An 18,622-nucleotide genomic window follows, 5' to 3' on the forward strand; every position below is an offset into this window, starting at 1 on the left:
ACCACCGGGAAGCGATCCCGGTGTACCGCTCTGCCAAGAAGGAGGGCAGTCCATGACCGAGTTCAACACCAATCTGATCACCGAGGCCGATCTCGACCCGGCCGAGTTCAACGCGGCCGATCTGGCGGCTTTGGGTGAGGGGCACATTGCCTATGTGCGCGCTATCCGATCCGATGAGGTGAAGCGCATCTTCCCGCAGGCTCCCGATCTCACGCCTGGTCTCGACCTGTTCGCTCTCCTGTCCGCCAGCGGCGCGCCGATCCTGTTGGCCGATTCGCGCGATGCGATCGTGGCCAATGCCGCAGCCAACGATCTGTACACGGTCAGTCTTCACTAGGCTGACATGTCGGTCACTGCCCTAACCAGCCGTGCGAGATCTTGCGGTCGGGACAGGCGGTGGTCTCCGTCGGCGATGAGGGTGAGCAGCGTGCCGGCCTTCGGCAGGGATTGGACCACCTTCAAGGCGTGCGTATAGGGAACATCGGGATCGTCCATGCCCTGCAGGATGTGAACCGGACAGCCTGGATCGAAGGCATTGCCAAGCAAGCGGTGCCTTCGTCCGTCCGCGATGAGGGCTTTGGTAATCGGCACCGGGGACGGATCATAGGCGCTGGGCCTCAACCAAGCCCCGTCTCGTTCGATCGTGGCGCGGATATCCGGGCTGAAACGCTCCCAGAGCAGGTCCTGCGTGAAATCCAGTGCCGGGGCTATGAGAACGAGCCCTGATGGCGGCCTCTGCTGTTTCGTGAGAGCCTGCGCGACAAGGCAGGCGATCCACCCCCCCATCGATGATCCGACCAGCAGCGGGCGCTTCGGCGCGAAGGTTTCGATGACCGCCTGGGCGTCCGCAAGCCACGTCGAAAGGGTAGATTCGGCAAAAACACCGTCCGATTCACCGTGCCCGGTATAGTCGAATCGGACGAATGCACGTCCATTCCGTTCGGCCCAAGCATCGAGTGCCATCGCCTTCGTCGCGCCCATATCGGAGCGGAAGCCTCCGAGCCAGACGATCGGGGAGCCATCGCCGGCCCGGCATCGCACCGCGATTCGTCGTGCCTTTCCCCCTTCGCCGACGACGATGAATTCGGGAGCTTCGCCCTGCGCAGACGTCATTTCTCAACCTTGGCTCGACGGTGCCTCGAACTGAATGCATCGCTTTCGCATTTCGTTTACCGAGCCGTAAAGCGCAGCGTTCAAGCTGCGTCCATGACCGATACGCCGGACGGACGCTGCCACTTTCGGGAAGACTACCCGAAATCGTCTCTCGAACTTCGGGCCGTCTCGGCGCGCGTATTATGAACGGCGAGGTCCGCGGCGGATTTCCGAGCGAGCGCGCGCCGCTCTCCGGTGCCACCATCCTGCAGATTATCCCCGAACTGGACGCAGGCGGTGCCGAGCGTACGACCGTCGATGTCGCCGCAGCTCTCGCAGCCGCCGGTGCCCGAGCCCTGGTGGCCACCGAGGGCGGGCGCCTGGTGGGCGAGTTGCAGGCGAAAGGAGGGGTCTGGCTTCCCTTCCCGGCGGCTTCGAAGAACCCATTCGCCATGGCGTTGAATGTCGGGCGGCTCGCGCGGCTTTGCCGGCGTGAGGGGGTGCAGATTGTCCACGCTCGTTCGCGGGCGCCGGCCTGGGTGGCGCTCGGTGCCGCTCGCCGCATGAAGCTTCCCTTCGTCACCACTTATCACGGGAGTTATTCCGGCCGAACGGGCGTCAAGGTCCTGTACAACTCCGTGATGGCGCGCGGCGATGTCGTCATCGCCAACTCGCATTATACCGCGGCCCTGATCCGCTCTCTGCATCCGGAGCAGGCAGGCGACCGGATCCGGGTCATCCATCGCGGAACCGATCTCTCCCTGTTTACGCCTGCCGCGGTCCTCCCGGCCCGGGTCGAGGCTCTGCGACGGGCCTGGGGTGTCGCCCCTCACGAGCGCGTCGTGTTGTTGGCCGCGCGCTTGACCGCGTGGAAGGGACAGCGCGTCCTCATCGAGGCAGCAGCCCTGATGCGGGACCGGGGCGTCACCGACGTCGCGATCGTGCTGGCCGGCGACCCGCAGGGGCGCGTCGCCTACGAGCGCGAGCTCGACGCCCTTGTCGCCGCCCGCGGCCTGCGGGGCATCGTGCATCGGGTCGGGCATTGCGCCGACATGCCCGCAGCGTTCCGGGCAGCCTCCGTCGTTGCGGTCCCATCGGTGGAGCCGGAAGCTTTCGGGCGCTCCGCGGTCGAGGCGCAGGCGCTCGGGACGCCCGTGATCGTGTCGGATCTCGGTGCCGTGCCGGAGACGGTGCTGTCGCCGCCGGAGGTGCCGACTTCGCAGCGGACGGGATGGCGGGTTCCTCCCGGTGATGCGGCGGCTTTGGCCGATGCCCTCTGCGAAGCGCTCTCGCTCGGTGCGAGTGCCCGTGATGCCATGACCCGCCGCGGACGGGTGCATGTGGAAGCCCATTTTTCGTTGGAGGGGATGGTGGGCGATACGCTCGCGGTCTACGCAGACCTCCTTGCGAAGCAGGCGCTTGCCACGCACCGATGACCGCGTCGGACCCGATGAACCAAACGGCGACGACCGTGTTGACTTGCACGAGACTTTCGCCAAGGTGTCGCAACGAATTTCGCGAGCGATGGGTGGCCAGGATCGACCCCAAACGGGGCTTGGGTTCGCGGGCTGCCGTTTCGTCGTTTCACTAGGAGAACAAAGCCATTCGTAGACCTATGAGAGCTATGCCGGCCCCGCAGAAGGACGGGCCGCGCGCCAACCGGGATATCCGTGGCGTTCGCGAAGTGCAGCTCATCGACGACACCGGGCAGAACCGTGGCGTCGTCGCCTTCTTCGACGCCATCGCCTTGGCCGAGGAGGCAGGCCTCGATCTCGTCGAGATCGCTCCGAACTCCGTTCCTCCCGTCTGTAAGCTTCTCGATTACGGCCGCTTCCGCTTCAACGAGCAGAAGAAGCAGAACGAAGCGCGCAAGAAGCAGAAGACGGTCGAGGTCAAGGAGATCAAGCTCCGTCCCGGCATCGACAAGCACGACTACGACACCAAGATGAAGGCCGTGATTCGATTCTTCGAGGAAGGTGATAAGGTCAAGGTGACCCTGCGCTTCCGCGGCCGTGAGATGGCGCACCAGGATATCGGGTTGCGCCTGCTCGAGCGGGTCAAGAACGAAACTCAGGAGATTGCCAAGGTCGAGAGCGAGCCGATGCTCGAGGGACGCCAGATGATCATGATCCTGGCACCGCGCTAAAGCAGCCGTCTGAGGTAGGAATTGATCAAGGCGTCGTTCCCTCCGGAACGGCGCCTTTTTGGTTGACTGAAGGAGCGACCAGCGAAGGCACGGTCGACCGCCGCCGTTTAAGCATCCGCAGCCACAAGGCCGGACAGCTTAGGCCGGATCGGCGGCGTTATGGCCGGTCGCGGGCAGGATGGTCAGGCGAGGCTGCTGTGTGCCCCCGCGACATCGGTAGAGAGCCTCGACGACTTTGGTTGCTTTGTCTGGCGGCGTGATCTCCGTCAAAGGCCGAGAGCGGCATATCCTTTGACGCGCAGACCGTCAGCAAATCGGCATCCCGGTTGAGGTTACCATGTCCTCCGATCGGCACTGCGGCGGCAAAGAGATGGGGCTGCTTAACTGCCCAGCGCCAAGTCTCGTTTCCGCCGATGGACCAACCTGTCGGATAAATGAGGCTCGCATCGATTCTGTAGATGCCGCGCAGGTCGGCGAGCAACCGCTTGATCCGCTCCGTTTTCCACCGTCCACCGATCTGAAGGCTGCCCTTGGCCTGCGGCGAGAAAACGAAGAACGGTGTGCCCGGGTGCGAAGTGAGGGCTTTGGGCAATCCCCATAGCTTCCCGAGATCCAGATCGTCGCCGAGGCTGCCCGCGCGGTGGAGATAAATCACGAGTGGCCATTCCTGGCGCGGCATCGCTGGGTAGCCGTGAGGTACGAACAGCAGATAGGAACAGCTGTCCGATGCAGCCGCGGGATGTGCGATCTGCTCGCCCTCGCGGATGTCATCGACCCTCACGTCGGCCCGTGCAGCGGCCAGGACGAGGCTACAGAGCACGACAAGCATGCTTGATATCAGTCTCGGTTTGAGCCTTTCCCACTTCAGAGCTGCTGTAGGCCGATCCTCAGCGCGGGGGCGTGCCACAGTCTTCTGTGTAAGCGCGTGCCGAAATTCGTATGTCTGACCGGAAGGTATTCGCTGGCATAGAGTGCGAAAACGAAGGGACGACGCCGGAGACCGACGTTTCAGGCGCCGCCCGATCGAATCATTTGAGCAACGAGATCTGCGCATCCCCCGTGCGGCGCAGAACGTTCACGGTGACGTCCTCGCCATAGCGTTGCAGGCGCAGATCCACCCGCGAGGTGCCGATCTTCAGGTTGAAGATCGAGACGCCGTCGAGGAAGGGCGGCAGGGTCGGGTTGCGGAAGCGGACCCGGTTGCGGTCATGGTCGATTTCCAGACCCAGGCAAGCCGCCAGGAAGGCGAAGGGCGCCGCAGCAGCCCAGGCCTGCGGTGAGCAGGCCACCGGGTAGGAAACTGGTCCTCGCTGATGGCGCCGCATGAAGCCGCAGAACAGCTCCGGCAACCGCTTCTGATCCTGGTACAAAGCCGTATCGAACATGCCCTGGAAGATGCGCGAGGCTTCGGGCTTGAGATCATAGCGCGCCAGCCCCAAGGCGATCAGGGCGTTGTCGTGCGGCCAGATCGAACCGTTGTGGTAGGACATCGGGTTGTACCGAGCCTCGCCGCGGGCGATCGTACGCACGCCCCAGCCGTTGAAGCCGTCCTTCGACAGCAGGTTGGCCGCGACACTGGCCGCACGCTCTGGCAACGCGATGCCGGTGAAGAGCGCGTGGCCGGCGTTCGAGGAGCGGACTGCGCATTGGCGCTTTTCGCCATCGAGCGCGAGGGCGTAGGTGCCGATCGCCTCGCACCAGAACGCCTTGTCGAAATTCTGCCGGAGCGCCTTGGCTTCCTCGCCGAGACGCTGGGCAAGGTCGTCCCGGCCGAGAAGGGAGGCGAGCTTAGCCGCCCCATTCTTCGCCGCATACACGTAACCTTGGACCTCACAGAGGGCGATGGGGCCCTTGGCGAGGTTCCCATCGGTATGGAAGATCGAATCGTGGCTGTCCTTCCAGCCCTGATTTTCGAGACCCTTGTCCGTGTCCCGAGCGTATTCGACGAAGCCGTCGCCGTCGCGGTCGCCGTACTTGTTCATCCAGTCCAGCGCCAATTCGAGCGCCGGCCAGATCGCCGAGATGGTTTCCAGGTCGCCCGTGACCGCGTAGTATTCCCAGGCCAGCATCACGAAGAGTGGCGTACCGTCGATGGTACCGTAGTAGTGGCGGAAGGGCACCTCGCCGAGCATGGCCATTTCGCCGCGACGGGTCTCGTGCAGCACCTTGCCGGGCTGCGCGTCCGCGGCCGGGTCGATCGCCTTGGCCTGCGTCGACGCGAGGTAACGCAGCACGCCCTTTCCGAAGTTCGGATCGATCCAAAGCGCCATCATGGCGGTGATGATGCCGTCGCGCCCGAACACCGTCGAGTACCAGGGGATCCCAGCAAACGGATAGATGCCCTCCGGCGTCCGGCTCGCCAGCATATAAAGATCGGCGGTTGCGCGACAGGCGGCCTCGTTGAACTGGTCGTTCGACGAAATGATCGTGGTGATGCCGGCGGTGAGCTGCCGCAGATCACGGCGCGAGTCGCGATATGCCCGCGCGAAGATCACACCCTCGGCAAGGCCCTTCGGATGGCGCGCGGAGGCCGTGCTGCCGGCGGCATGGGATAGCCCGGCGGCCGCATCTTCACCGACGCGCTCCGCGGCAGGCGCGCTGGTGAAGGCGCGGTGCGATTCAAAGACGACGCGGAGGAACAGCGAGGCGCGCCCCCCGGGCGGCAGGGAAACGACGAACTCGGCCCGGCCCGGCTCGATATGCTTCGGCTTCGGACCGAAGTGGAGACTTGTGGTCCGTACCACCTCGTCGAGGCCGGCGTAACGGAACTGGACCTCAGCATCGCTCGCCACCTGCACGCTGCGCTTGCCGCGCACCGGGCGATCCATGCCGCGAACTTCGAACAGGTCGCGGAAATCCGCGTCGAAGGTGACGGCGACCTTGAGGTGCCAATGGCGGGAATCGTAATTGCGTAGACCGATCCGGTCGTAGCACGCACCCTTGAACAGGAACTTGGTGCGCTCGATCGCGATCAACTCACGCGGGATCGTGGTCTCGTCGTGAGCGTCGATGCGAATATCGGGCGTCGTCATGTCGACGCTGAGCGCGCCGTTGTCGTCCTGCATCACAGAGGAGAGCAGCAGGGGGCGCTGGTCCTCGATGGTGACGTGCATGCGGGAGAGATAGCGCGTGTCCTGGAAGTAGAGTCCTTCAGGACCCGGCAGCACTCCAATGTCGCCGTAGCTGTCGAGAACCGCGAAGGCTTCGCCGTATTTCAGCGAGCGGAGTGGGCGTTCGACCAGGGATGTCTGCGCTTCGATATGGTACTGCGGCAGAACTTCGTCGGCATCCTGGAAGCCTTGAGAAATCCGCGTCTCGCTTGCGGGCTCGGAGGTCGCCTTCAGTGTATCCGCTGCCATGCCTGCGCATCTCCGAAAAGGGGGGTCGAATCGAAAGAGCCGCCGGTCGCAAAGTGCGGCGCGGCGGCCCTCAGTGGCAGAGGTAGTGCGGCAATCTTGCGGCGCCAGCCCGCTCCGGAAGCAGCAGAATCGGATCCGCAAAGACCGAGGTTTGGCCGGATCAGGCCGGCATGGCGGCGACCGAGATCTGCGGCAGCGCCGAGCCATTCAACTCGCCGTAGTGGGACGTGAAAGATCCCGCATGCGGAAGCTTGATCACTGAATTGGTGCCAGTGAGCAATTGCTCGTAGGCCGCCACGTACTTGCGCACCATGCACTCAGCGGTGAAGTTCCCCTCAAAGTGCTTGCGCACCCCGGCTCGGCTCATCGACTTGACTTTATCGACTGCCGCGACCGCATCATCCATCGAATCGCACAAGACGCCCGAGATGCCATCGGCAATGACCTCCGGCACGGAGCCGTTGCGGAATGCGATTACGGGGGTTCCAGCCGACATCGCCTCGATCATGACGAGGCCGAAGGGCTCCGGCCAGTCGATCGGGAAGGCGAGGGCGAGTGCGTTTCCGAGGAAGTCCTTCTTCTGCTCCTCGTTGATCTCGCCGATGAACTCGATGAGGGGATGATGAATCATCGGCTCGATGACCTCGTCCCAATAGTCCTGGTCAGCCTTGTCGACCTTGGCGGCGATTTTGAGCGGCACGCCCGAGCGGATGGCCATCTCGATGGCCCGGTCGGGCCGCTTTTCCGGCGAGATGCGGCCGAGGAAGGCGAGATAGCCGCCCTTGGCCTCAGGATAGAACGGGCAGTTCTGTGCTGGCAGGCCGTGATGAATCGTCGAGAGCCAATTCACGTTCTCCGGCATCGGATCACGTTGGTTGTCTGAGATCGACACCAAGGGCATGCCCGTGAAGGTCCGATAGACCGGCATGAAATCCGGCACATCGAGGCGACCGTGCATCGTGGTGAGGCACTTGTGGTTCAGGTCCTCGAACATCGGATACTGCAAGAGGTCGATATGAAAGTGCAGGATATCGAACTCATGTGCCCGTTTGTGCACATGGTGGAGCATCGCAAGATGGCTTGCGGTATGGTCGCGATAGCCCAGCAACCTCAGGCCCTCCGGCGTGCAGGCCGCGAGCTTGGCGGACGTCTCAGAGTCGCCGCTCGCGAACAAAGTGACGTCGTGGCCCTGACGAACCAGCTCTTCCGTGATCCACGAGACCACGCGTTCGGTCCCACCATAGAACTTCGGGGGTACGGCCTCCGACAGCGGAGCAATCTGGGCAATGCGCACGAAGCGTCTCCTGTGAGGTCGAATGTTGCGCCGACCTAACGCGATCCGGCCTGAGTGGGACATGAACGAAACGGACGGCCAAGGTTATGGTTCCCCATCCGCGCCTGCCGCCAGATCTCCCTGACAAATGGCCCAGGATGTCCCCGATATCCTCGCGCTGGTCACTGTCCGGTATGATGAATCAGTCTTCGCTCGTGCCCACCAGGAGGCCCCCTGGGGCGACCCTGCGCGCATCCGTCGTGTTGTGTGGATCGGGCGAAGAACTACCTGGGATGCATGCGAGATTTTGTGCGACGCACGATGCCCTTGTTTCACCCCAGGGGGTCGTCTAAGCCTCGCGCCTGCGCAGTCTGGCATTGGAGCAATTCCACGTGGCCGACGGCGCTCAGGGCGTCGCAATCGCCCGCGAACACGAGGGGTCCTGCATGACCGGCCTGATGGCAGACTATCTGCCGCTCATCGTCTTTATCGGCGTTTCGGGATTCATCGCCGTAGCTCTGCTCGTCGCCCCCTTCCTGGTTGCTTATAACAGCCCCGATCCCGAGAAGCTTTCAGCTTACGAATGTGGTTTCAACGCCTTTGATGACGCGCGGATGAAGTTTGACGTGCGTTTCTATCTCGTTGCAATCCTGTTCATCATCTTCGACCTCGAGGTCGCCTTTCTTTTCCCATGGGCGATCACGTTCGGTGAGCTCGGTTGGTTCGGAATGTGGTCGATGATGGCGTTTCTTGGGGTTCTGACCGTGGGGTTCGTCTACGAGTGGCGCAAGGGCGCGCTCGAGTGGGACTAGCGCTCACGAATCACAGCTTGCTCTACGCCTGCCTGTTCGAGCTCCGTCTATCCGAACTCAGCCTGCCCGAAGCCTGATCCCGAGAAACCGATGGCCTTCAGCCCCGACCTGTCCCACGCTCCGGCGATCGCGCCGGCTCCGAAAGGGATCATCGATCCCAACACGGGGCTGCCGATCGGCGCGAACGATCCGACCTTCCTGTCGATCAACAATGAACTCGCTGATCGCGGTTTCCTGGTCACCTCTACGGACGACCTCATCAATTGGGCGCGGACCGGCTCGCTCATGTGGATGACCTTCGGCCTCGCCTGCTGCGCCGTCGAGATGATGCAGATGTCGATGCCGCGCTACGATTGTGAGCGCTTCGGCTTCGCGCCACGCGGATCGCCCCGGCAATCCGATGTCATGATCGTTGCCGGCACCCTGACCAACAAGATGGCGCCCGCCCTCCGCAAAGTCTACGACCAGATGCCGGAGCCGCGCTACGTGATCTCCATGGGCTCGTGTGCCAATGGTGGCGGCTATTATCACTATTCGTACTCGGTGGTGCGCGGATGCGACCGGGTGGTGCCGGTCGACATCTATGTTCCGGGTTGCCCCCCGACCGCCGAGGCGCTGCTTTACGGCGTACTCCTGCTCCAGAAGAAGATCCGCCGCATTGGCACGATCGAGCGCTAGGAATAAGGACGCTCCGGCATGACCAACGGCATCAGCATCCTTCCTCACACGAGTCCCGACTCGGGAATGACGGCGCTTGAGCGAATCGGCGATCACGTCGCCGGTGCCCTTGGCCCCGCGATCGTCTCGCGTGCCATTGCGTTCGGCGAGTTGACCCTCGTGGTCCAGGCAAGCGATATCGTCTATGCACTGACCTATCTGCGCGATGATCCAGCCTGTGCCTTCCGCTGCTTCATTGACATTTGCGGCGCGGACTATCCGGCCCGTGAGAAGCGGTTCGATGTGGTCTATCACCTGCTCTCGTTGCGCCATAACACCCGCATCCGCGTGAAGGTTCAGACCGACGACCAGACGCCAGTACCCTCCGTCATCGAGGTTTTCCCGGCGGCGAATTGGTTCGAGCGGGAGACTTACGACCTCTACGGCATTCTGTTCTCGGGCCATCCGGATTTACGGCGTCTGCTCACCGATTACGGCTTCGAAGGGCACCCGCTGCGGAAGGACTTTCCCCTTACGGGCTTCGTCGAGGTCCGCTACGACCAGGATGAGGCGCGCGTGGTCTACGAGCCCGTAAAGCTCACCCAGGAATTTCGGAACTTCGACTTCCTCTCGCCGTGGGAGGGCACGGAATACGTGCTCCCGGGCGACGAGAAGACGTCGGCTTGAGCGGCGGAGCGAGGCCATGACCGAGCACAACATCCGCAATTTCGCGATCAACTTCGGGCCTCAGCATCCGGCCGCACACGGGGTGCTGCGCCTGGTGCTGGAACTCGACGGAGAGATCGTCGAGCGGGTCGACCCGCATATCGGCCTGCTGCATCGCGGCACCGAGAAACTGATCGAGCACAAGACCTACCTGCAGGCGACGCCCTATTTCGATCGGCTCGACTACGTCTCGCCGATGAACCAGGAGCATGCCTTCTGCCTCGGCATCGAGAAGTTGCTCGGGTTGCAGGTGCCTCGGCGCGCCCAACTCATCCGCACCCTGTTCTGCGAGATCGGCCGCATCCTCTCCCATCTGCTTAACGTCACCACGCAGGCGATGGACGTCGGTGCCCTGACGCCGCCGCTCTGGGGCTTCGAGGAGCGTGAGAAGCTGATGATCTTCTACGAGCGCGCGTCGGGCGCTCGCCTGCATGCCAACTACTTCCGTCCCGGTGGCGTCCATCAGGACCTGCCACCCGCACTCATCGATGACATTGAGGCGTTCATCGATCCCTTCCTGCAGGTGGTCGACGACCTCGACAACCTTGTCATGGGAAACCGGATCTTCAAGCAGCGCAACGTCGATATCGGCATCGTCACGGTCGATGAAGCGATGGCCTGGGGCTTTTCCGGCGTGATGGTGCGCGGCTCAGGGATTCCTTGGGATCTGCGCAAATCGCAGCCCTACGAAGCCTACGAGGAAATGGAATTCGACATCCCCGTGGGGAAGAACGGCGACACCTATGATCGCCAGGTCATCCGCATGGAAGAGATGCGCGAATCAGCCAAGATCATGAAGCAGTGCTGCATCAAGCTGCGCGAGCCAGCCGGTCAGGGGCCGATTTCCGCCACCGACGGCAAGATCGCACCGCCGCCGCGCCGCGAAATGAAGCGCTCGATGGAGGCGCTGATTCACCATTTCAAGCTCTACACCGAGGGCTTCCACGTGCCGGCCGGCGAAGTCTATGCCGCCGTCGAAGCGCCGAAGGGTGAGTTCGGCGTCTATCTCGTCGCCGACGGCACCAACAAGCCCTATCGCTGCAAGATCCGCGCTCCAGGCTTCGCCCATCTCCAGGCGATGGACTGGATGTGCCGTGGCCACATGCTGGCCGATGTGTCCTGCGTGCTCGGCACCCTGGACATCGTGTTCGGCGAGGTGGACCGGTGACGATCAAGGTTCAGAACTGATGGCCAACCGCAGACTCGCCCCCGCATCCGAGCAACCCGCCGCCTTCGCGTTTTCGTCCGAGAACGCCGCGTGGGCGAAGGGCCAGATCGAGAAGTATCCGGAGGGGCGCCAGGCCTCGGCGGTGATTCCGCTCCTGTGGAAGGCGCAGGAGCAGAATGGCGGCTGGTTGCCGCAGAAGGCCATCGAAGCGGTGGCTGACGAACTCGGGATGCCGCATATTCGCGTGCTCGAAGTGGCGACGTTCTATACGATGTTCGCCCTGGAGCCAGTGGGTAGATTCTGGATCCAGCTTTGCGGGACCGTTCCATGTGATTCCTGCGGCGCGCGTGAGTTGAAAGACTACCTGCAGCACCGTCTCGGTGCTCCGGGTCATGTCAGCGCCGACGGCAACTTCTCCTGGCTCGAAGTCGAGTGTCTGGGCGCCTGCTGCAACGCGCCAATGGCGCAGATCAATCAGGATTACTACGAGGACCTGACACCTGACCTCCTCGGCAAGCTGATGGACGATCTGGCTGCAGGGCGGCCGGTGAAGGTTGGCTCGCAGGTCGGGCGAACCTCTTCGGAGCCCCTCGGTGGTGCCGACACCCTTATCGACGCAACCTTGTTCGACGGATCGCGCGTCGGTGCTTGGCGCAAGCGTTTCGAGGACAAAGAAGCTGAGGCCGGCACCGAGCAGGGCAAGGCCGAGGCCGCCTCGTCTGAGCAGCGTGCCGCTTCCGAGCCGAAGCCGGCTCGCCCCGATGCGGGCCGTGCCGTTGAGAAGCCGGTGACGGACGCGCCGGCTCAGCGTGCCGCAGCGGGGGAGATGCCTGTGAAGGCCGGCGATACGGCAGACGCCGCCGACCCCAAGGAGTCGACCGCGACGTCGCCAACTCAGGCCGCACCGATGCCTGCTCCTGAAACGATCGCGAAGGTCGAAGCCGCCGGCGCGGAAGCCGGGACGCAATCGGATCTGCGACGCAACGAACCGCCGCCCCAGCCGGCCGCATCGGGTGCCAGCGCGGACATTGCGGAGGCTCCGCCGGTCGACACGAAGCCGTCGACGGCGAAAGCCTCCAGCGCGAAGCCGTCCACCCCTCGGTCTCCCGCCCCCAAGAAGGGGAACTGACATGCTCGCCGATCAGGATCGCATCTTCACGAACCTTTATGGCCTGCACGCACCGGGGCTGGAAGCGGCCAAGCAGCGCGGCGCCTGGGACGGTACTAAGTTCCTCCTCGAGATGGGACGCGACTGGATCATCGACGAGATGAAGCAGTCGGGCCTGCGCGGGCGCGGTGGCGCTGGATTTCCGACCGGCCTTAAATGGTCGTTCATGCCCAAGAAGTCCGACGGGCGCCCCCATTATCTCGTGGTCAACGCCGACGAGTCCGAGCCGGGCACCTGCAAGGACCGGGAGATCATGCGGCATGATCCGCACCTCCTGATCGAGGGCTGCCTGCTGGCCTCGTTCGCGATGGCCGCCCATGCCTGCTACATCTATATCCGCGGCGAGTACGTCGCCGAGAAGCACGCCCTCCAGCGGGCCGTGGACGAGGCCTACGAAGCGCGGCTCGTCGGCAAGGACAACATCCACGGCTACCCCTTCGACATTTACGTCCATCACGGCGCCGGCGCCTATATCTGCGGCGAGGAAACGGCACTTCTGGAGAGCCTCGAGGGCAAGAAGGGCATGCCGCGCCTGAAGCCCCCGTTCCCGGCCAATATGGGCCTCTACGGCTGCCCGACGACGGTCAACAACGTCGAGTCGATCGCGGTGGCAGGCACCATCCTGCGTCGCGGTGGTGCGTGGTTCGCTGGCCTGGGCGGCAAGAACAACACCGGCACCAAGCTGTTCTGCGTCTCGGGCCACGTCAACAAGCCCTGCAACGTCGAAGAGGAGCTCGGGATCACCTTCCGCGAACTCATCGACAAGCATTGCGGCGGCATGCGCGGCGGTTGGGACAACCTGCTCTGCTCCATTCCTGGCGGCTCCTCGGTGCCCCTGGTGCCGGCCGAGCAGATCATCGACGCCAAGATGGACTTCGACACTTTGAAGAACCTCGGCTCCGGCCTCGGTACTGCGGCGGTCATCGTGCTCGACCGCTCCACGGACATCGTCTCGGCCATCGCCCGCATCGCCTACTTCTACAAGCACGAATCCTGCGGCCAGTGCACGCCCTGCCGCGAGGGTACGGGCTGGATGTGGCGCGTGATGCTGCGCATGGCCGAGGGCCGGGCCCAGCGCCGCGAGATCGACATGCTCCTCGACGTGACGAAGCAGATCGAGGGTCACACCATCTGTGCGCTCGGTGACGCGGCGGCCTGGCCGATCCAGGGGCTGATCCGCCACTTCCGGCCCGAAATCGAGAAGCGCATCGACCGCTACAGCGCCAATCCGCATTCCGACCCGGTGCCGATGGCGGCGGAGTGATCCGCCCCGCGACCCGTCCCCAAGTTTCGAGACCGAGACTCAGCGAATGACCAAGATCGTCGTCGACGGCACCGAGGTCGATGTTCCGGCGGAGTACACGCTGCTCCAGGCCTGCGAAGCGGCGGGCGCGGAAATTCCGCGCTTCTGCTTTCACGAGCGGCTGTCCATCGCGGGCAATTGCCGGATGTGCCTCGTGGAGCTCAAGGGCGCGCCGAAGCCGGTGGCCTCCTGCGCCTATGCGGTGAAGGATTGCCGGCCCGGTCCCAACGGCGAACCGCCGGAAGTGCTGACACGCTCGGGCCAGACGAAGAAGGCTCGCGAGGGGGTGATGGAATTCCTCCTCATCAACCACCCGCTCGATTGCCCGATTTGCGACCAGGGCGGCCACTGCGATCTCCAAGACCAGGCGATGGCCTACGGCGTCGACTCGACCCGCTACGGCGAGAATAAGCGCGCGGTCGAGGAGAAATACATCGGTCCGCTGGTGCGGACCGCCATGAATCGGTGCATTCACTGCACCCGCTGCGTCCGCTTCCTGGCAGAAGTCGCTGGCGTGCCGGATCTCGGCGCCATCGGGCGCGGCGAGGACATGGAGATCACCAGCTACCTCGAATCCGCGATGGGCTCCGAGCTTCAGGGCAACGTCGCCGACCTCTGCCCCGTCGGCGCCTTGGTCCACAAGCCGCAGAGCTACGAGGTTCGGCCTTGGGAGCTGTCGAAAACCGAATCTGTCGATGTGATGGACGCGGTTGGCTGCGCCATCCGGGTCGATGCCCGCGGTCGCGAGGTCATGCAGATCGAGCCGCGGGTTCACGAGGGGATCAACGAGGAATGGATCTCCGACAAGACCCGCCACGCTGTGGACGGCCTGCGCACCCAGCGCCTGGACCGGCCGTATCTGCGCGAGAATGGCCGCCTGCGTCCTGCGTCCTGGGGTGAGGCGTTCGGTGCTATCGCCGCCAAGGTGAAGAACACCGACCCGAAGCGCATGGGCGCCGTGGTCGGCGATCTGGCCGGTGTCGAGGAGATCTACGCGCTGAAGGCACTGATGACGTCGCTTGGCGTGACGAATCTCGATTGTCGGCAGGCCGGCGAAGCGATCGACCCGTCCTGGGGCCGGGCTGCCTACACCCTTGGCACCGGCATTGCCGGGATCGAGGACGCGGACGCGATCCTGCTCGTCGGAACCAATCCCCGTCTCGAAGCCTCGCTGCTCAACGTGCGCATCCGCAAGCGCTGGCGCATGGGACCTTTGGCCGTCGGCCTCATCGGCGAGCCCGTCGACCTCACCTATCCGCACACCTATCTGGGTGCCGGCCCCGAGACGCTGGCGGACCTCGCCTCCGGCCAGCACAGCTTCGCCGAGGCCCTGAAGGCCGCCAGCCGTCCGCTCATCATCGTCGGCACGGGGGCGCTCGCCCGACCCGACGGCGCCGCCATTCTGGCCGCCGCGGCGAAGCTCGCGAAGGATATCGGCGCGGTGACGCCCGAGTGGAACGGCTTCGGCGTGCTCCAGACGGCTGCTGCGCGGGTCGGCGCCCTCGATCTCCGCTTCGTGCCGGGGGAGGGCGGGCTGGACTTCGCCGGGATCGCGGGAGCGGGTTCGCTCGACGTGGTATACAACTTGGGTGCCGACGAGGTCACAATCGAACCCGGCGCCTTCGTGATCTACCAGGGCACGCATGGCGATCGCGGTGCCACCCGCGCCGACGTCGTCCTACCAGGGGCCGCGTATACCGAAAAAAGCGCCACCTACGTCAACCTCGAGGGTCGGGTGCAAACCACCAATCGGGCCGGCTTCCCGCCGGGCGATGCCCGCGAGGATTGGGCGATCCTGCGCGCTCTGTCGGACGTGCTCGGCCGGCGCCTGCCGTTCGATTCGCTGGCGGCGCTTCGGCGTGCCCTCTATGCAGAGCATCCGCACTTCGCCGCCCTCGATGCGATCGCCCCGAGCGACGCCGTGGCCACGGTCGAGACGTTGTCGGCCTTGAGCGGCGAGCCGAGCCGCACCGCCTTCGCCTCGGCGATCCCGGACTTCTATCTCAGCAACGCGATCGCCCGTGCCTCGCGGGTGCTCGCCGAGTGTTCGAGCCTCGCCCGGGTGCGCGGCCTCGAAGCGGCCGAATAAGGATTTCCTGCCATGACCTTCTGGGAAATCCTCGGCACCGTCCTGCTCCTGGTGCTCAAGAGCTTCGTCCTGCTGGCGCTGCTCCTCGTCTTCATCGCCTACGCCCTGCTGGCCGATCGCAAGATCTGGGCGGCGGTCCAGCTCCGGCGCGGACCCAACGTGGTCGGGCCCTGGGGTTTGTTCCAGTCCTTCGCCGATCTGCTGAAATTCGTCCTGAAGGAGCCGATCATCCCGGCCGGCGCCAACAAGGCGTTGTTCCTGCTGGCGCCCCTGGTCTTCGCCACCCTGGCGCTCGCCGCCTGGGCGGTGATCCCGCTGGCCGAGGGCTGGGCCATCGCCGACCTCAACGTCGGCATCACCTACATCTTCGCGATCTCTTCGCTCGGAGTGTACGGCGTGCTGATGGGCGGCTGGGCGTCGAACTCGAAATACGCCTTCCTGGGCGCGCTTCGCTCGGCGGCGCAGATGATTTCCTACGAGGTCTCCCTCGGCTTCGTCATCATCTGCGTCCTGCTCTGCGCCGGGTCGCTCAACCTGTCGCGCATCGTCATGGCACAGGACACCTCGCTGGGCATCCTGGGCTGGTACTGGCTCTGGCTGTTCCCGATGTTTGTGGTGTTCTTCATCTCGGCGCTGGCCGAGACGAACCGCCCGCCCTTCGATCTGCCGGAGGCGGAATCGGAGCTCGTGGCTGGCTACATGGTCGAGTATTCCTCGACGCCGTACCTGCTGTTCATGCTGGGTGAGTACGTGGCCATCATGACCATGTGCGCGCTCGGCACGGTGCTGTTCCTCGGCGGCTGGCTCTCGCCGATCCCGTTCGCGCCCTTCACCTGGGTGCCGGGCCTGATCTGGTTCGCCCTGAAGGCCAGCTTCCTGTTCTTCATGATCGCCATGGTGAAGGCCATGGTGCCGCGCTACCGCTATGACCAGCTCATGCGCCTCGGCTGGAAGGTGTTCCTGCCGCTCTCGCTCGTCTCGGTCATCGTCGTCGCCTTTGTCCTCAAGCTCACCGGCCTCGCGCCGGGCGCCTGACAACCCCTCACGGAGATCCGAGCCATGAAGCTCGATCAGGTCGCTAAGGGTCTGCTGCTGAAGGAGTTCGCGTCCGGGTTCGTCCTGGCGATGAAGTACTTCTTCAAGCCGAAGGCCACGATCAACTACCCCTTCGAGATGGGCCATCGCGGCCCGCGCTTCCGGGGCGAGCACGCCCTGCGTCGCTACCCCAACGGCGAGGAACGCTGCATCGCCTGCAAGCTGTGCGAGGCGATCTGCCCCGCCCAGGCCATCACCATCGAGGCCGGCCCCCGCCGCAACGACGGCACCCGCCGCACGACGCGCTACGACCTCGACATGGTGAAATGCATCTATTGCGGCATGTGTCAGGAGGCCTGCCCGGTCGACGCGATCGTCGAGGGGCCGAACTTCGAGTTCTCGGTCGAGACCCGCGAGGAGCTTCTCTACGACAAGGAGAAGCTCCTGCTGAACGGTGACCGCTGGGAGCGCGAGATCGCCCGCAATCTTTCGGTGGACGCGCCCTACCGCTGAACGACCGGAATGCGGCCCGACTCCGGGCGGATGAAACAGAGCGCCGGTTCTGCCTCCGCGGAACCGGCCCAGGCGCGCCGAGGCGGTTGTGCACCGCAGGGGCGGGTTCTATAGACGGGCGGCCGGTGGGCCGTGGCACAGTTTCGGCAGAAGGGGCCGTCCTCGGGACGGCTGATCTCTAGAATCGCATGAGCGCAGCCGCTGCCTTCTTCTACCTGTTCGCAGGTGTGACCATCGCCTCGGGCTTCATGGTGATCGCCTCGCGCAATCCCGTGGCCTCCGTGCTCTTCCTCATCCTGGCCTTCGTGAACGCCGCCGGGCTGTTCGTGATGATGGGCGCCGAGTTCCTGGCAATGATCCTGGTCGTCGTCTATGTCGGCGCCGTCGCGGTGCTGTTCCTGTTCGTCGTGATGATGCTGGACGTGGATTTCGCCCAGCTGCGTCAGGGCTTCCAGCAATACCTGCCCATCGGCGCCCTGATCGGCGCGGTGTTCCTGATCGAGCTGCTGCTGGTGGTCGGGTCGTGGACCATCGATCCCGGATTGATCCAGGCGCCCCTCGGCCCGGTCGCCAGCGCCGAGGCGGTCACCAACACCCAGGCCCTCGGCCGGGTGCTCTACACCGACTATGTCTTCTTCTTTCAGCTCGCCGGCCTGATCCTGCTGGTGGCGATGATCGGCGCCATCGTGCTGACCCTGCGCGACCGTCCGGGTGTCAAGCGTCAGAACATCTCCGTCCAGAACGCGCGCACGCAGGCCATGGCGGTGGAGACCCGCAAGGTACCCTCGCGCCAGGGCGTGGAAGTCTGATGGCCTGCGGACCTCGAACGGCAGAGACCGGGAGCCACATCCGATGATCGGCCTGAGCCACTACCTGACGGTCGCCGCGATCCTGTTCACGCTGGGCGTGCTCGGCATCTTCGTGAACCGCAAGAACGTCATCGTCATCCTGATGTCCGTCGAGCTGATCCTGCTCGCGGTCAACATCAACCTCGTCGCCTTCTCGACCCACCTCAACGACATCACCGGACAGGTCTTCGCTCTGTTCGTGCTGACCGTGGCGGCGGCGGAAGCGGCCATCGGCCTCGCCATCCTCGTCGTGTTCTTCCGAAACCGCGGTTCGATCGCGGTCGAGGACGTCAACATGATGAAGGGGTGAGCGGAACCGACACCCATCGATTCTGACGGTCCGGCGTCGCGGTCTCCGCGCGCCGGACCGGTGACACGACACACAGGGCGCCGCATCGGCTCCCGCGCCCTGCGCGGGCCCGGGCGCACCCCA

The 18,622-nt window shown here is 64.4% G+C and carries 18 protein-coding genes; 14 read left to right on the forward strand and 4 right to left on the reverse strand.

Features of this window, described 5'->3' with window-relative positions; genetic code table 11:
* Positions 1-52: 52 nt before the first annotated feature.
* A complete protein-coding gene (locus ASF60_RS00955) occupies positions 53-337 on the forward strand; it encodes a DUF1150 family protein (protein WP_056178895.1) in 285 nt (94 codons plus the stop codon).
* Here ASF60_RS00955 and ASF60_RS00960 read toward each other — a convergent pair.
* On the reverse strand, positions 334-1,113 hold the full coding sequence (locus ASF60_RS00960; RefSeq protein WP_056178898.1) for an alpha/beta hydrolase: 780 nt from the start codon (positions 1,111-1,113) through the stop codon (positions 334-336). The two genes, ASF60_RS00955 and ASF60_RS00960, sit on opposite strands and share 4 nt — an antisense overlap.
* A gap of 182 nt (positions 1,114-1,295) precedes the next feature.
* Here ASF60_RS00960 and ASF60_RS00965 point away from each other — a divergent pair, with 182 nt between their 5' ends.
* Complete coding sequence (locus ASF60_RS00965) at positions 1,296-2,528, forward strand: glycosyltransferase family 4 protein (protein WP_056178901.1); 1,233 nt, start codon at positions 1,296-1,298, stop codon at positions 2,526-2,528.
* Between the two features lie 188 nt (positions 2,529-2,716).
* Positions 2,717-3,238, forward strand: a complete 522-nt coding sequence (gene infC, locus ASF60_RS00970) for a translation initiation factor IF-3 (RefSeq protein WP_244476923.1) — start codon at positions 2,717-2,719, stop codon at positions 3,236-3,238.
* A 157-nt stretch (positions 3,239-3,395) separates the two neighbouring features.
* On the opposite strand, the gene ASF60_RS00975 is transcribed toward infC, so the two are convergent.
* The 3 genes from ASF60_RS00975 to ASF60_RS00985 form a co-directional block, all read right to left on the reverse strand.
* Positions 3,396-4,067 (reverse strand): hypothetical protein, encoded by a 672-nt coding sequence (locus tag ASF60_RS00975; RefSeq protein WP_056178906.1) that lies wholly within the window; start codon positions 4,065-4,067, stop codon positions 3,396-3,398.
* A 199-nt stretch (positions 4,068-4,266) separates the two neighbouring features.
* Positions 4,267-6,597, reverse strand: a complete 2,331-nt coding sequence (locus ASF60_RS00980; protein ID WP_056178910.1) for an amylo-alpha-1,6-glucosidase — start codon at positions 6,595-6,597, stop codon at positions 4,267-4,269.
* Positions 6,598-6,757: 160 nt separating this feature from the next.
* Entirely contained in the window at positions 6,758-7,891 is a 1,134-nt protein-coding gene (locus ASF60_RS00985) for a glycosyltransferase family 4 protein (protein ID WP_056178913.1), read from the reverse strand.
* A gap of 425 nt (positions 7,892-8,316) precedes the next feature.
* Between ASF60_RS00985 and ASF60_RS00990 the strand changes: the two genes are divergently transcribed.
* From ASF60_RS00990 to nuoK, 11 genes are all read left to right on the forward strand, one after another.
* Entirely contained in the window at positions 8,317-8,682 is a 366-nt protein-coding gene (locus ASF60_RS00990) for an NADH-quinone oxidoreductase subunit A (RefSeq protein WP_056179973.1), read from the forward strand.
* Between the two features lie 90 nt (positions 8,683-8,772).
* Positions 8,773-9,360, forward strand: a complete 588-nt coding sequence (locus ASF60_RS00995; protein ID WP_056178916.1) for a NuoB/complex I 20 kDa subunit family protein — start codon at positions 8,773-8,775, stop codon at positions 9,358-9,360.
* 18 nt (positions 9,361-9,378) lie between these two features.
* Complete coding sequence (locus ASF60_RS01000) at positions 9,379-10,026, forward strand: NADH-quinone oxidoreductase subunit C (protein WP_056178920.1); 648 nt, start codon at positions 9,379-9,381, stop codon at positions 10,024-10,026.
* A 16-nt stretch (positions 10,027-10,042) separates the two neighbouring features.
* Positions 10,043-11,233: an NADH-quinone oxidoreductase subunit D gene (locus ASF60_RS01005; protein ID WP_056178923.1), complete on the forward strand. Its 1,191-nt coding sequence runs from the start codon at positions 10,043-10,045 to the stop codon at positions 11,231-11,233.
* Positions 11,234-11,252: 19 nt separating this feature from the next.
* Complete coding sequence (gene nuoE / locus ASF60_RS01010; protein WP_056178926.1) at positions 11,253-12,362, forward strand: NADH-quinone oxidoreductase subunit NuoE; 1,110 nt, start codon at positions 11,253-11,255, stop codon at positions 12,360-12,362.
* Position 12,363: 1 nt separating this feature from the next.
* Positions 12,364-13,665: an NADH-quinone oxidoreductase subunit NuoF gene (gene nuoF, locus ASF60_RS01015; RefSeq protein ID WP_056178930.1), complete on the forward strand. Its 1,302-nt coding sequence runs from the start codon at positions 12,364-12,366 to the stop codon at positions 13,663-13,665.
* Positions 13,666-13,711: 46 nt separating this feature from the next.
* On the forward strand, positions 13,712-15,793 hold the full coding sequence (nuoG, locus tag ASF60_RS01020; RefSeq protein WP_056178933.1) for an NADH-quinone oxidoreductase subunit NuoG: 2,082 nt from the start codon (positions 13,712-13,714) through the stop codon (positions 15,791-15,793).
* Positions 15,794-15,805: 12 nt separating this feature from the next.
* Positions 15,806-16,828 carry an NADH-quinone oxidoreductase subunit NuoH gene (nuoH, locus tag ASF60_RS01025; protein WP_056178936.1) on the forward strand — a complete coding sequence of 341 codons (1,023 nt, stop codon included), beginning with the start codon at positions 15,806-15,808 and terminating at the stop codon, positions 16,826-16,828.
* A 24-nt stretch (positions 16,829-16,852) separates the two neighbouring features.
* Complete coding sequence (gene nuoI / locus ASF60_RS01030; RefSeq protein WP_056178940.1) at positions 16,853-17,341, forward strand: NADH-quinone oxidoreductase subunit NuoI; 489 nt, start codon at positions 16,853-16,855, stop codon at positions 17,339-17,341.
* Positions 17,342-17,529: 188 nt separating this feature from the next.
* A complete protein-coding gene (locus ASF60_RS01035; protein WP_056178943.1) occupies positions 17,530-18,150 on the forward strand; it encodes an NADH-quinone oxidoreductase subunit J in 621 nt (206 codons plus the stop codon).
* Between the two features lie 43 nt (positions 18,151-18,193).
* Positions 18,194-18,499: an NADH-quinone oxidoreductase subunit NuoK gene (gene nuoK, locus ASF60_RS01040; RefSeq protein ID WP_055947368.1), complete on the forward strand. Its 306-nt coding sequence runs from the start codon at positions 18,194-18,196 to the stop codon at positions 18,497-18,499.
* Positions 18,500-18,622 lie beyond the last annotated feature (123 nt).

The sequence above is a fragment of the Methylobacterium sp. Leaf113 genome (assembly GCF_001423325.1).
Lineage (GTDB): Bacteria > Pseudomonadota > Alphaproteobacteria > Rhizobiales > Beijerinckiaceae > Methylobacterium.